The organism is Flavimobilis rhizosphaerae (genome assembly GCF_014852685.1).
Classification (GTDB): domain Bacteria; phylum Actinomycetota; class Actinomycetes; order Actinomycetales; family Cellulomonadaceae; genus Flavimobilis; species Flavimobilis rhizosphaerae.
In genome coordinates this window covers 342,763-356,275 of record NZ_JACZDF010000001.1, presented here as the reverse complement: position 1 = coordinate 356,275, position 13,513 = coordinate 342,763, and the positions used below count along the sequence as shown (strand labels likewise).

Sequence of the window (13,513 nt, the reverse complement as noted above, 5' to 3'; positions counted from 1 at the left end):
GCTCAGCTCGTGACGCCGAGCACCGTCCCTGCGAAGCCCTCGGACGCGACGGCGGCCTTCCAGCGTTCGCGCCAGTCGCCGATGGGCTCGACGCCCGCGGCGCGCACGCTTGCATGACCGAGCACCGACCAGGCGGGCCGAGGAGCGGGGCGGACGAACGCGTCGCTCGTCGTCGCCGTGACGACCGCCGGGTCGAGGCCTGCGGACGCGACGGCGGCGCTCGCGAGGTCGTGCCACGTCGCGGTGCCCGACGACGTCGCGTGGTACGTGCCTGCGGGGGCGTCGGCGCGCACGAGGCGCAGCGCGAGGCCCGCGACGTCGCGCGTCCACGTGGGCTGCCCCTGCTGGTCGGTGACGACAGCGACGGTGCCGCGCTCGCGTGCGACTCGGACGATCGTGCGGGGGAAGCTGCCGCCGTGCTGTCCGTAGAGCCACGCGGTGCGCAGGACGAGGTGGCGTCCGGCCGTGTCGTGCGCGCGGACGGCCCACTCGCCGGCGAGCTTTGTGCGACCGTACGCGGAGCGCGGCCCGACGACGTCGTCGGCCTCGTACGGGCTCGAGGCGGCGCCGTCGAAGACGTAGTCGGTCGAGATGTGGACGAGGCGCGCGCCTGCCGCGGTCGCGGCGCGTGCGAGGTGGGCTGCGCCGAGCGCGTTGACGGCGAACGCCGCGGGCTCCTGGGTCTCCGCGTCGTCGACAGCGGTCCAGGCGGCGCAGTTGAGGACGACGTCGACGTCCTGGACCGCGCCGAGGCATGCGGCGGCGTCGAGGATGTCGAGCTCAGTCCGGTCGACCGTGCGGACGTCCTCCCCCGCGTCCGTGAGGACGCGTGCCGCATCCGTCCCGAGCATCCCCGCTCCACCGATGACGAGCCAGCGCACGTCGTCCCCTCTCTGCTCCGCGGCCCAGGCGGGCCGTGTCCCAGTGTGCACCGTCGGGCGTCGTCGTGACGCCGTAGTCTGTCGTCGCACGTTCAGACGACCCAAGGAGGCCCCGTGCAGTTCCGAGAGCTTGACGTCCCCGGCGCGTGGGAGATCACGCCCCAGCAGCACGGTGACGCACGCGGCGTGTTCCTCGAGTGGTTCAAGGGCTCGGAGTTCGAGGCGGCGGTCGGCCATCCGCTCGACCTGCGTCAGGCGAACATGTCGGTCTCGGCGGCGGGGGTGCTGCGGGGCGTGCACTTCGCGGACGTCCCGCCGGGGCAGGCGAAGTACGTGACGTGCGTCAAGGGTGCGGTGCTCGACGTCGTCGTCGACATCCGCGTGGGTTCGCCGACGTTCGGACGCTGGGACTCGGTGCTGCTCGACGACGTCGACCGGCGGGCGATCTACCTGGGTGAGGGCCTCGGGCACGCGTTCTGCTCGCTCGAGGACGGCTCGACGGTCGCGTACCTGTGCTCGACTCCGTACGCGCCGGGCCGTGAGCACGGCATCCATCCGCTCGACCCGGAGATCGGCATCGAGTGGCCCACGGTCGCGCGGGACGGGCGCCCGCTGACGTTCGAGCTCTCGGCGAAGGACGAGGCGGCGCCGACGCTCGCGGAGGCGCGCGCGTCGGGCCTGCTGCCGACGCAGGAGGCGGTCGCGACGTACGTCGCCTCGCTCCGGTGGGGCAACGGTGAGGGCCCCATGCACACAGGTCGTGTGCATGGGCCCTGACAGACGGGGGTCAGTGACCCGCGGCCGCGTACTTGCGCTCGGTCGCTTCCTTGGCGGGGCGCCACCAGGCCTCGTTGGCGCGGTACCACTCGACCGTCGCGCGCAGGCCGTCGGCGAAGCTCGTGTAGCGGGGCGTCCAGCCGAGCTCGTCGCGCAGGCGGCTCGCGTCGATCGCGTAGCGCAGGTCGTGGCCAGCGCGGTCGGTGACATGGTCGAAGTCGTCCGGACCGAGGCCGAACTCGGCGAGGATGAGCTGGACGACCTCGAGGTTGTTCTTCTCGCCGTCGGCACCGATGAGGTAGGTCTCGCCGATGCGGCCGCGCTCGATGATCGCCCACACCGCGGAGTTGTGGTCGTCGACGTGGATCCAGTCGCGGACGTTCTGCCCAGCACCGTAGAGGCGGGGGCGGACGCCGTCGACGAGGTTGGTGATCTGCCGCGGGATGAACTTCTCAACGTGCTGGTAGGGCCCGTAGTTGTTCGAGCAGTTCGAGATGGTCGCCTGCACGCCGAACGAGCGCACCCAGGCGCGCACGAGGAGGTCGGAGGACGCCTTCGTCGCGGAGTAGGGGCTCGAAGGGTTGTACGGGGTCTCAGGCGTGAACTTCGCGGGGTCGTCGAGCTCGAGGTCGCCGTAGACCTCGTCCGTCGAGACGTGGTGGTAGCGCACGCCGTGCTTGCGCACGGCCTCGAGGAGCGTGAACGTGCCGACGACGTTGGTGCGGACGAACGGCGAGGGGTCGTGGAGCGAGTTGTCGTTGTGGGACTCGGCGGCGAAGTGGACGACGAGGTCGTGGCGGGCGACGAGGGAGTCGACGAGCTCCGCGTCCGCGATGTCCCCGACGACGAGCTCGACCCGCTCGAGGCCGTCGAGCGAGGACGCGTTGCCGGCGTACGTGAGGGCGTCGAGCACCGTGACCGTCGCGTCCGGACGCTCGCGGACGGTCTGGTGGACGAAGTTGGCGCCGATGAAGCCGGCGCCGCCGGTTACGAGGACTCGCACTGTTGCTCCCAGGTGTTTGTCAACGCGTTGCAAGAACGCGAAGGCCCTTGATTCCGCGCGATCACGGAGACACGCATCGCGACTCGCGAGCCTACCAGCGGGCCGCCGAAAGGCGGAGGTCGTCCGCTACCTACGGCAGGATCCTCAGCCGTGGGCCCCAGCCCAGCCCCTCGGAAGACTCACAGGCAGTTCCGCTCCCATGCCAGCCGGCTCTCCGAGACAGTGCATGATAGGGGCATGTCTAGACGTCCCGGCGTTATCACAGGCCAGGTGAAGCACTGGATGTACCAGGTGACGGGCGTCCTCGTCGCCGGAGGTGTCGGCTGGATCGTGGATGTCGCTCTCCTCTGGGTCCTCGACACGAGAGTAGGTCTCCCGACGAGCGTCGCAGCAGCCACCGCATTCCTCGCCTCCGGCGTCGCGAATTTCCTTATCAACCGAGCGGTTTTCCGCACCAAGCACGGAAGTGCTAGGAGGACACAGCTCTTTCGGTACGCCGTCCTCCTCTTGGCTAACACACTCGCGGTATCACTCCTCGTACCACTCCTAGCACACCCTCTAAGCGCGTCGACCGGAAACTGGGACGTCGCGCTCCTGCTTGGAAAGGCTCTAACCACGGCTCTGATCCTCCCCCTGAATGTCCTCGGGTACCGGGCCTGGGTGTTCTCGTCATCGTCGGATCAACGGGTTCGTGACAACGAGTCCGAGAGTCCGCGGTAGTCTCATCCCGGCGAGCACAATCGTGAGGAGACGAGGTTGAACAGCGCAGCGGCGCAGAAGATGCTGGTAGTACTGCCAGCGTTCAACGAGAGCGCGTCGATCGAGACCGTTCTGAGCGAGGTCAGCGCCCACGTCCCCCTCGATCAGGTGGTCGTCGTGGACGATGGCTCGACCGACGGTACCGCCAGGATCGCACGAGGCGCCGGAGCCGTGGTGGTGGTTCTCCCCTTCAATGTAGGTGTCGGAGGTGCACTCCGCGCCGGGCTCCTCCTCGCGCGACGATCAGGCACATCGGTTGTGGTGCAGTGCGACGCCGACGGCCAGCACCCTCCGGAGGCCATACCTTCACTCCTGGAGGCCCTCGCGGGCAACGACATAGTTATCGGTGCACGATTCGCGGGTACGGGCGATTACGAGGTGCGCGGCCTACGGAAGTACGCAATCACCGTGCTGGCCTGGACCATGTCTCGACTCCATCGCACCAAGCTCACAGACGTGACTTCAGGTTTCCGCGCCTTCGGCCCACGAGCGATCGACGTCCTCAGCACCCACATGCCTGCCGAATATCTCGGCGACACCGTCGAAGCGCTAGTCATCGCTAAAGAATACGGTCTCCGCGTCACCCAAGTACCCGTATACATGCGTGAACGCCAGGGCGGTGTCGCAAGTCACGGCCCCATTCGATCCGCGATCTATCTCGTCAGGGCAATCACGATGATTGTGCTGTCAACACTTCGACTTCTAGGAACACGCGGTCGCCGCAGCAAGGAGAACTCCGGTGCAGCCTGAGCTCTGGGGAACCCTCACGGCGGTCACTGTCATCGTCATCGTCGTTCGGCTCGTAGTCCGGCGTCGCCTGCTGGTCAAGTACGCGGCTCTATGGCTCACTGTCAGCATCGCTCTATTCATTCTTGGCGCTGTTCCGACATTGATCAACTCCATCGCAGACGCGCTGGGATTCGCCGTTCCGGCCAACCTGCTCTTCTTCGCGGGATTCGGTCTCATGCTTCTCGTGACTCTTCAACTCAGCGTCGAACTGACGAGGATCGAGGCACGGATACAGAGACTCGCGGAGGACCAAGCGCTTGCCAACCTATCGCGCCCCGTTCGTGCGGCAGGCGACTCAACCCCCGCGGAGGATTGACCGATCATGACACCATCGCGAATCAACTTTCGCAGCGTGAAGTGGCGATGGCTTGTCTTCCCCGCAGCAACAATCGTCATCTTCGGCGCCCTTGTCGGCCTCGATCTAAATGGCTCCTCAATGGGAGCAATATCGGCTGGCGAGCGAGTTGAAGGCCTCGTGCAGGGCACCCCTCGGGCAATTCGAAGTGACGAATATCAGCTGAGAACACCAATCGCAATCTCAGCGGCACTCCAAGGGTTCCCAGATCGGCCGTGGATCGGCCTTACGCCGACAGACCAGGTAGCGACGGCCCACGGCGGCCCAGCGCTGGAATTTGCAACGATCCTGAAGCCGCAGGACTGGGGATACTTGACGCTAGGCGCGAGCCGGGGCCTTTCATGGAGTTGGTGGTGGTCATTTGCTGTATCGCTAATTGGATGCTTTGCCCTCATCGGGACACTAACCCGTCGGCCCGGCCTCGCTGCTGCAATGTCGATCGTGGCGACATTCACTCCCTATTCGGCATGGTGGTCATCCCCTCCACCTTCGTTGTTTGTAGGATACGCAGCCCTAACTGGAGCCGCCATCCTCTGGGCGTGGAGAGCGAGTCGAACTACTACTTGGATTGTTTGGGCAACGCTAGGCGGCATATCGGCTTCGATGCTAGTTCTAGCCCTATATCCGCCGTGGCAGATCTCCTTGGCAATCGTCGTGGCCGCCGCGTGCTTCGGACATGCCGCCGACCAGAGAACACCGTGGCGTCGAATCGCCTCGTCCCTCGCAGTAGTCGGAGCGGTAGTTGCTCTACTGGTTGGGTCATGGTTCGCCTCTCATCAAACGACAATCCAGGCAATCGTCGGGACAGAGTATCCAGGGCAAAGACAGACGCATGCTGGCGGAGCGTCTGGCTCGGCGTTCCTGTCGGCGCCCTTGAACTTCTGGCTCACGGGTCCCGCTGGCGGAACCCTGGGAGCCTCGGGAGGACGCGTAGGGCAGTTTGCCAATCAATCCGAAATTGCATCAAGTTGGCTTCCGTTGCCCGTGACCGCCCTCGTGATGGCGGGCACGGTCGTCATCGTCGCCAAAGCCCTCCGACGACGTCGCCTAGCGCGCACTCTTGACAGCGTTCCGCCGGCAGAAGACCACGGAGGGATCTGGTTGCCGCTAGCCGTGTCGGCAGCCATCGCATTTCTCACTGCATGGTCGTTCCTGCCTCTCCCTGACTGGCTGGGCGCTGTTACCGTTATGGATAGGGTTCAGCCCACACGCACCCCCCTCGCTCTCGGATTCGCATGCGTCCTCCTCTTCGGAGCGCTCGCCTCTAGTCGGCGCGTGTACCCGGCTTGGATATGGGCCCTTCTCATTGGGGCAGCTGTCGACGCGGGATTCATCGCAGTGCTCGCGGCGGATAGAATCCCCTGGGACCATTCGCAGGTGAACGCTGCTCTCGTGTTCGCATGCGGCTTGGGCCTTGGAGCACTCTTCGCCGCGCTCCTTCACCGCAGAACGGCGGGGCCAGCAAGCGTAACCCTTGCGCTCGTCACAACGGTATCGTGGGGTCTCGTCAATCCCCTGATGCAGGGAACTGCTCCACTTACAAACGATCCACTATCGAAGCGCCTGGGTGAAGTAACGGCAGGGTCGAGCAACCCTCGTGTTGTCGCATTTGGCGACTTCGACATGACGGCAAAAGTGCGCGCCGCGGGGCTTCAGAGCATTTCCGGAGTTACACTCTATCCAGACCGCGAAGTGCTTTCCGCTCTGATGCCCGGCCAAGAGAATATCTGGAACAACTATGGCCAGTACCTCTGGCGGCCAGCCGGCGCGGGCGAGGGCATGAAGCTCGAGCCCTACCGGGGCACCGTTCGACTTCTTCACGCCGACCCTTGCTATGCCGAGCTTCTCAGTGTCGTCGACCCAGGGTGGGTCGTATCGGACGAGCAGCTAGACAGAGAATGCCTGGAGGAGTTGACTCCCACTCTGAGCGTCGACGGTCAGGATGTTCACATGTACAAGGTCGTTCGACGGTCCTAGGCCGCAGCTTCGGCTCGAGTCGGTTCGGTTCGTCGAGTTCTTGATGTTGGCATTTCGTTGACCCGGAGGCGCACCTAAGCGCAGCGTCCTTTCCGAGCTCTAGGGAGTCGGGTGGGGAGTCACAGGAAGATCGCACCGTCAACGATGAGCGTCGACAGCTGGCCCTTCGCCGATTCGGTGGGGAGTGGCGCTGGCTGTGTGACGGGCTGGGCGTAGGGGTCGAGGTCCCCGATGATCAGAAGCGCCAACCACTGATCGACCTCGAGGACCTCGACGTTGTCCAACGCTACGGGGTGCGCCGATGCGCCCACCACTACTGACCCTTGTCTGCGCTGTGACGTGCTGCTGGGCCTGCCGGCAGTCCATGTCGAGTTGGTTCAGCGGACCGAGACGGCGATGACGGTGACGGTGACGGTCTCGACGCCGTGGCAGTTGCAGGGCTGCCCGGACTGCGGGGGCGTGGCCCCGAGCCGCGGCCGCAGGCGGCGGGTCATGCACGACGTGCCCCATGGCGAGGTCCGGGTCCGGCTGGTGTGGCGGCAACGCACCTGGCGGTGCCCGGAGGCGGGTTGCCTGCGAGGAACGTTCGTCGAGCAGGTCCCGACGCTGGTCTCACCGCGCGCGCAGGTCACGAGGCGGGCCGTGGCATGGGCGATCGGGCAGCTACGTCGTGAGCACGCCACCATCGCAGGGCTGGCGCGCCGGCTCGACGTGTCCTGGTGGGCGCTGTGGCGGGCGGTGAAGCCCGAGCTCCAACGTCTCGCCGACGACGAGACCCGCTTCGCGGGCGTCACCAGCCTCGGGGTCGACGCGCACATCTGGCATCACGGGTACCGTCGCAAGAAGGGTCCCTAGGAGCTGACCGGGATGGTCGACCTCACACGCGACGAGCAGGGCAAGGTGCGCGCCCGCCTGCTGGACCTGGTGCCAGGCCGGTCGAAGAAGGCTTACGCCGACTGGCTCGATGACCGCGGCGAGGACTTCCGCAAGAAGATCGACGTCGCGGCGCTGGATCCGTTCGGCGGCTACATGTCCGCCATCGACGACCAGCTCACCGACGCCACCGCGGTCCTGGACGCGTTCCATGTCGTCAAGCTCGGCACGCAGGTCGTCGACGAGGTGCGTCGCCGGGTCCAGCAGGACACGACAGGCCACCGCGGTCGCAAGGGGGACCCGCTGTTCGGCATCCAGACCATCCTGCGCGCCGGCGCCGAGAACCTCACCGACAAGCAGCAGGCCCGCCTCCTCCGAGCGATCGAGTCCGATGAGGCCCACGAGGAGGTGTTCCTTGCCTGGCAGTGCGCCCAGCAGCTACGGGCCGCCCACCGGGCCCGAGATCTGGCCCAGGGCCGTCGCTTGGCCGAGAAGATCCTCGCGTCGTTCCACACCTGCCCGATCCCGGAAGTCGCCCGCCTGGGACGGACCCTGCGCCGCTGGCACTGCGCGTTCCTTGCCTACTTCACCACCGGCCGGGCGAACAACGGGGGCACTGAGGCCATGAACGGCATCATCGAGCTCCACCGCCGTCTCGCCCGCGGCTACCGCAATCGCGACAACTACCGACTACGGATGCTTCTCGCCGCGGGAGGACTCACACGGTGATCCCCACCGGATCGGCGATGAGCCCGACAGCTCGTATGTGCCGGACATGCGGCAGGCGCTGACCACTTGACGATGCTCGCCGAGGCGATTCCTGCGTGCCGCCACGACTCGCGTCCTCCGTGAGCTGCGGTCCTCGACGAAGCCTGGAGCAGTGGGTGGGTGGGTGGGTGGCGCTCAGGTCACTCGAGACGGAAACCATGTCACTCCCGCCTACAGCGTGAGCCTCGCCCCATACCTCGGCGCAGAGATCGCCGCCGCCCTGGACCGATAGGGCATCTACCCGGCACTGCTGTGGTTCGAGGGCCAATGCAGCTACGCCGGACGCGATGGGGCAAGATGTTCCCATGCGCGGCATCATCCTGGCCGGAGGCTCCGGCACCCGTCTTCATCCGATCACCATGGGCGTGAGCAAGCAGCTCGTGCCCGTGTACGACAAGCCGATGATCTACTACCCGCTGTCGACGCTGATGCTCGCGGGGATCCGGGACGTGCTCGTCATCACGACGCCGCACGACGCGGAGCAGTTCCACCGGCTGCTCGGTGACGGCTCGCAGTTCGGCATCTCGATCAGCTACACCGTGCAGGCGGAGCCCAACGGTCTCGCGCAGGCGTTCGTGCTCGGCGAGGAGTTCATCGGCTCGGAGAAGGCTGCACTCGTCCTCGGGGACAACATCTTCTACGGTCCTGGCCTCGGGAGCCAGCTGCAGTCGTACGCAGACGTCGACGGGGGTGCGGTGTTCGCCTACCGCGTCTCCGACCCGTCCGCCTACGGAGTGGTCGAGTTTGACGTGGAAGGCCGCGCAATCTCCCTCGAGGAGAAGCCGACGGAGCCGAAGAGCTCGTACGCGGTGCCGGGGCTGTACTTCTACGACAACGACGTCGTCGAGATCGCCAAGAACCTAGCGCCCTCGGCTCGAGGCGAATACGAGATCACAGACGTCAACAAGGAGTACCTCGCTCAGGGACGCCTCCACGTGGGCGTCCTGCCCCGCGGCACGGCCTGGCTCGACACGGGGACGTTTGACTCGCTTCTTGAGGCGTCCGACTTCGTTCGCACGATCGAGAACCGCCAGGGCATGAAGATCGGTGCCCCCGAGGAGATCGCCTGGCGGCGGGGGTTCCTCACGGACGACGAGCTTGCAGAACGCGGGCGTGCGCTGGAGAAGTCCGGCTATGGGGCGTACTTGTTGAGGCTCCTCAGCGAGCGCTGAGACCCGCAGTTTCAGTCGCGCAACTCAAGGTGCTCGACGCGCATCTCGATGCCGTCGCGGCGGGCAAGGACGCGCACGTCGTAGGCACCCGACGGGGCGGCGAACGGCTGGGCATCGAGCACCCGGTCGTCGACGCGCAGCGGGACGATTGCGCCGTCCGGCCCTACGAGCTCGAGTCGCACGCTCGCAACTGACGCATCGATGCCGTCAGGTCCGACGGTTCGCGGCACGTCGACCCGCGCGGTCGCGGGTGTATCACCCGTAACCATGAGTGGACGCTCCGAGCCGTTCTCGCGAACGACGACCCGCCACGTACTGCCCGCGGGGATGTCGGCGAGCCCTGCTTCGATGAGGTCGAAGCGAATCCCATCGTCGTCCGCGGCAACCGCAACAAGACGCGCGCGGGGGCCAGGGATGACATGGAGGGTCCCGCGCGCTGACGCGGCAAAGCCGCGTGGCAGCGCGCCGCGCAGGTCCGCTGACGCAACCAGGCGGTCGGGTTTGGTCCCGACGATGGTCTCGAGCGCGGCGTCATGCTCGGCGCCCGCGAGCGCCGCGAGCGCGACGGTGAAGGTCCCGTCCGACGCCTCAAGGCCGACGGCCTGCTCCCCCGCACCGAACGCGAGGCTGGGCGACTCGTCGCCCGAAGAAACGATGGTGGCGGCCACGCGAAGGCGGTCGCCCGCGACGGCGAGGGCGGTGACGACGGCTCTGACACGTCGACGACGGACGACGAGCCCGTCGTCGGTGAACGCGGGAACGATGGTTGTGTCGTCGAGGACGTCGGCGCGGGGGCGGGGCGCACGCGTTCCAGTACCTGCGCCGACGGTCACGGGCAGGTGGACCGTGTCCGCGAGCGCGACCTCTGCGCGAACCGTCGCGTCGCCGGGCGCGGGCAGTGCCGCCGTGAGGTCCTGCCACGGAATGTGGGCGACCACGTCGAGGTCACTACCGGTCGCGGGGGCGTCAGCCCGGCGCGGTGCCGCGCCGAGAATCGTCACCCGAGGACCGGCTGCGCCGGGCCCAGCTGCGTCACCCTCGAGGGTGAGCGTCAGCGCAACATCGTCGGGCGTGAGAGAAATCCCCGGGACCTTGAGGCTTCCGCGGACGACGAGACCATCGTCGTCCCAGGTGAGCCGGGTGAGCGTGAGTGTGGGCGCGACCTCAAGCGGAACCTCGCGCCACCATGTCGGCAGGGGCGGCGACGTCGTGACGCGGGCGTGATCGTCGATAGCTGCTCGCTCGGTGCCGTCAGCCCGGTCAAGGCGCGCAAGCGGAGGCCTGCGCCGTTCCAGGTCAGCGGTCAGCGACGCAAGGGCGGGCCAGTCGCGGTGGGCGGCGTACCAGGCGGCGAGCCGCTGTGGGCCCCGGACGCGTGCTGCAAGTTCGCGTCGGGCCTCGGGCAGCGCGGCGGCGTGGTCGAGGTAGGTCGCGACGGTGGTCGCGAGGAGCTCCTGGTATTCGGACGCGGCCGTGCCACCGTGGGTGAGGTAGGGCACGAGGTCGAGGTCGAGGACGCGCGCGATCCACAGCGCCCGCTCCGTCGGCGTGCCCTCGCGCTCGAGCAGCGCCCACGCGTCGGCCTTGGCCCGCGCGCGGTCGGCGAGGTTCGCGAGCTCGTCCTTGGGTTGGCTGAGCGAGGTGCCGTCGTCGCGCTTCCGCCATCGGTACGTCACCTGTGCGAGCACGTCGAAGCGGGTGCCGCGCAGGTAGGAACGCAGCATGGGCACGTGATCCTCGTAGACCATGCCCTCGGGGAACGGGCCGATGTGCTTGTCCCAGAAGTCGCGCCGGAACATGCGGTTGCACGCGAGGATGTCACGCATCGCCTCGGGCAGGTCGGCGAGCGTCGTCGCCTGCAGGTCGCGGCCGTGCACGGCGCGCACCCAGCCCGGGATCCACGCGCGCGTCGAGTCGAAGCGCTCGACGCCGCCCGTGACGAACGCCGAGCCAGACGCCTCGAGGGAGGCGACCATCGCGGCGAAGGCGTCCGGCGGGACGATGTCGTCGGCGTCGACGAACGTCACGTACGTGCCGCGTGCCCGCTCGAGCCCGCGGTTGCGGGTCGCGCCGAGCCCGCCGTGCTCGACGGGTACGACGACGATGCGCGGGTCGTCCTGCGCGAGCCTCTGCGCGAGGGCGAGCGAGCCGTCTGTCGACGCGTCGTCGACGAGGAGGATCTCGAGGCGTTCGTGCGTCTGCGCCGTGAGCGACGCGACCGCCTCGGCGAGGTACTCCTCGACGTCGAAGACGGGTACGACGACGGAGACGAGCGGGTCCCTTCCGGCAGCGGCTGCCGGCTCGGGCGCCGTACCGCCGAGCCGTCGGACGACACGCCGCAGCAGACCGCCGGCCATCAGCCCTCGATCCCGAGCGCGGGGAGGTGCACGCCGTGCCACTGCTCCTCGGCGTTGCGCAGGAAGTGCGAGGCGTCCGCGTTCCACGTATGCCCTCGCCCGTGCCGGACGTAGACGAAGCCGACGCCCCTGTCGACGTACGTGAGCCCGCCCGCCTTGACTACCCTCTGCATGAGCGCGCGGTCGACGGACCGCGGCACGCCCCGCCACCCGCCGACCGCCATGATGTCGGCGACCGAGGCGAGCATCGTGCCACCCGCGACCTGCTCCGAGTAGTCCTCGACGCCGAACCCCCGACGCACCGTGACGTCGTACTGCTCGAGGTAGACGTGTTCCGCCTGCTTGCCCACCACCTGTGCCCCCGAGAAGGCGCGTGCCAGGACCAGGTCCCACACGAACTCCGGCCCGTAGAGGTCATCGTCGTCCATCTTGAGCACGAGCGGGCCGTCGGCCCGCGCCGTCGCCCTGGCGAGCGCGTCACCGAACGAGGTCGACGGATCGAGCTCGAGGGTCGCGGAGACGAGGTCCCGGAGCCGCGGTTCCCACGCGGACGTGTCGGGGGACTGCACCCCGTGCATGACGACGACGACGTCGAGGTGCGGGTAGGTCTGAGCTGCGACGCGCTCGAGGAACTGCTCGACGAGGTTCGGTCGGTTCGTCACGAGCAGCACCGTGACGTTGGGAAGCTCGGGCGCCCCGCCCGTGAGCGCCGAGGAGAGCGCGAAGCGGCCCGCGTGCTCGCGCATGGCGACCCGGCGCTGGTCCACGGCGGCCCGGAACGTCTCGAGGCCCGTGCGTGGTGCCCGCGTCCGGGCGATGCGCTGCGCGAGCTCCGGAGCGAGCCCGTCAGCGGTGCCCGCGACGCCTGCACCGCCGTGCAGGACGACTCCCGTCGCCGCGAGCTCGGCGAGCCTGCCCGCGAGCGCGCGGGCGTCCTCGGACGTCGCGGGCGGAGCGAGCGCCCCCAGGTCGAGCCAAGCGACCAGACGCAGCTTCTCGACGACCGTGCGAGTGAGCGGCCGCGCAGGGTCGACGACGATTTCCGCCTGCTCGTCGGCGACGATCCGCCAGGAGTCGTCGGACTCGACGAGCCTGCCCGCACGCCACGGCGTCGCCCCGCCGATCTTGGCCTGCCGCCGGATCGGGTTGTGCACGGCAAGGTCGACAACGGGCCGGAGGGCGCCCTCCGGGCGGCCGTCCCGCTCGACGACGATCGTGCGCGCAGCCTCGTGGACGTCGGTGTCGTGCGCTCCGATGAGGACGACGTCGTTGCCCTCGAGCACAGCCGGGTCCTTCTCGTGCTGCGGCGGGACGGCCCAGGGCAGCTCGAGGAGCGCGAGGGATGCGGCCGGCGCCCCCGGCGCCACGGCGACGAGCGGCGAGCCGACGTGCTCGGTCGAGTTGCTCGGGAGGAGCAACGGCATGACGGCCGCCGCCACCGTCGCTATGTCGCTCGGAGCGTCCAGCCGGATCTCGACGCTCAGCCGCCCGGTGCGCTTCTCGGGCCAGCGGACGTCGAGGTCGAGGAGGCCGACGAGGTGGCCGACGCGTCCGCGCCAGCGCGCGAGCGGCGCACGGTAGCGGGCCACGACGAGCGTGTGCCGGGTCGAGACAAGGCGCCCGGCTCCGAGCATCGTGAGGGCCCGCACCGCGTCGACGTCGGCGAGGACGAGCGACACTGCGGCTCCCGTGCCGTCGTCGACGAGTCCCGTGAGCGTCGCCCCGAGGTCTGCGACCGACCACGCCTTCGCACCGTCGGTGTGCTTGTCCATGTGCTCCGCCTGCCCTCGTCCGACGGCTGC

The 13,513-nt window shown here is 68.1% G+C and carries 11 protein-coding genes and 1 pseudogene; 7 read left to right on the top strand and 5 right to left on the bottom strand.

Annotated features, from left to right (window positions below; translation table 11 throughout):
- Nucleotides 1–2: 2 nt before the first annotated feature.
- Nucleotides 3–881 carry a dTDP-4-dehydrorhamnose reductase gene (gene rfbD / locus IGS67_RS01535; protein ID WP_192277157.1) on the bottom strand — a complete coding sequence of 293 codons (879 nt, stop codon included), beginning with the start codon at nucleotides 879–881 and terminating at the stop codon, nucleotides 3–5.
- Nucleotides 882–995: 114 nt separating this feature from the next.
- Between rfbD and IGS67_RS01530 the strand changes: the two genes are divergently transcribed.
- Entirely contained in the window at nucleotides 996–1,658 is a 663-nt protein-coding gene (locus tag IGS67_RS01530; RefSeq protein ID WP_192277154.1) for a dTDP-4-dehydrorhamnose 3,5-epimerase family protein, read from the top strand.
- Nucleotides 1,659–1,668: 10 nt separating this feature from the next.
- Here the strand turns inward: IGS67_RS01530 and rfbB are convergent, their stop codons facing one another.
- Entirely contained in the window at nucleotides 1,669–2,661 is a 993-nt protein-coding gene (rfbB, locus tag IGS67_RS01525; protein WP_192277151.1) for a dTDP-glucose 4,6-dehydratase, read from the bottom strand.
- Between the two features lie 237 nt (nucleotides 2,662–2,898).
- Here rfbB and IGS67_RS01520 point away from each other — a divergent pair, with 237 nt between their 5' ends.
- The 4 genes from IGS67_RS01520 to IGS67_RS14530 are packed head-to-tail and all read left to right on the top strand — an operon-like array spanning nucleotide 2,899 to nucleotide 6,541.
- Entirely contained in the window at nucleotides 2,899–3,381 is a 483-nt protein-coding gene (locus tag IGS67_RS01520) for a GtrA family protein (RefSeq protein WP_192277147.1), read from the top strand.
- Between the two features lie 36 nt (nucleotides 3,382–3,417).
- Nucleotides 3,418–4,170: a glycosyltransferase family 2 protein gene (locus tag IGS67_RS01515; RefSeq protein ID WP_235977477.1), complete on the top strand. Its 753-nt coding sequence runs from the start codon at nucleotides 3,418–3,420 to the stop codon at nucleotides 4,168–4,170.
- Nucleotides 4,160–4,525, top strand: a complete 366-nt coding sequence (locus IGS67_RS01510) for a DUF2304 domain-containing protein (RefSeq protein ID WP_192277144.1) — start codon at nucleotides 4,160–4,162, stop codon at nucleotides 4,523–4,525. The genes IGS67_RS01515 and IGS67_RS01510 overlap by 11 nt, the downstream gene beginning before the upstream one ends.
- A gap of 6 nt (nucleotides 4,526–4,531) precedes the next feature.
- Nucleotides 4,532–6,541: a DUF7657 domain-containing protein gene (locus tag IGS67_RS14530; protein ID WP_456237405.1), complete on the top strand. Its 2,010-nt coding sequence runs from the start codon at nucleotides 4,532–4,534 to the stop codon at nucleotides 6,539–6,541.
- A gap of 119 nt (nucleotides 6,542–6,660) precedes the next feature.
- On the opposite strand, the gene IGS67_RS01500 is transcribed toward IGS67_RS14530, so the two are convergent.
- Nucleotides 6,661–6,825 carry a hypothetical protein gene (locus IGS67_RS01500; RefSeq protein WP_192277138.1) on the bottom strand — a complete coding sequence of 55 codons (165 nt, stop codon included), beginning with the start codon at nucleotides 6,823–6,825 and terminating at the stop codon, nucleotides 6,661–6,663.
- On the opposite strand from IGS67_RS01500, the pseudogene IGS67_RS01495 reads away from it, so the two are divergent.
- A pseudogene (locus IGS67_RS01495) lies at nucleotides 6,818–8,143 on the top strand (ISL3 family transposase). The gene IGS67_RS01500 and the pseudogene IGS67_RS01495 sit on opposite strands and share 8 nt — an antisense overlap.
- A gap of 344 nt (nucleotides 8,144–8,487) precedes the next feature.
- Nucleotides 8,488–9,354: a glucose-1-phosphate thymidylyltransferase RfbA gene (gene rfbA / locus IGS67_RS01490; RefSeq protein WP_192277136.1), complete on the top strand. Its 867-nt coding sequence runs from the start codon at nucleotides 8,488–8,490 to the stop codon at nucleotides 9,352–9,354.
- Between the two features lie 11 nt (nucleotides 9,355–9,365).
- Here rfbA and IGS67_RS01485 read toward each other — a convergent pair whose 3' ends face one another.
- Together IGS67_RS01485 and IGS67_RS01480 are read right to left on the bottom strand one after the other, a co-directional pair.
- The gene (locus tag IGS67_RS01485; protein WP_192277134.1) at nucleotides 9,366–11,711 is read right to left on the bottom strand and encodes a glycosyltransferase family 2 protein; all 2,346 of its coding nucleotides are present in this window, start codon (nucleotides 11,709–11,711) and stop codon (nucleotides 9,366–9,368) included.
- A complete protein-coding gene (locus IGS67_RS01480; RefSeq protein WP_192277132.1) occupies nucleotides 11,711–13,483 on the bottom strand; it encodes a glycosyltransferase in 1,773 nt (590 codons plus the stop codon). The genes IGS67_RS01485 and IGS67_RS01480 overlap by 1 nt, the downstream gene beginning before the upstream one ends.
- Nucleotides 13,484–13,513: the final 30 nt, after the last annotated feature.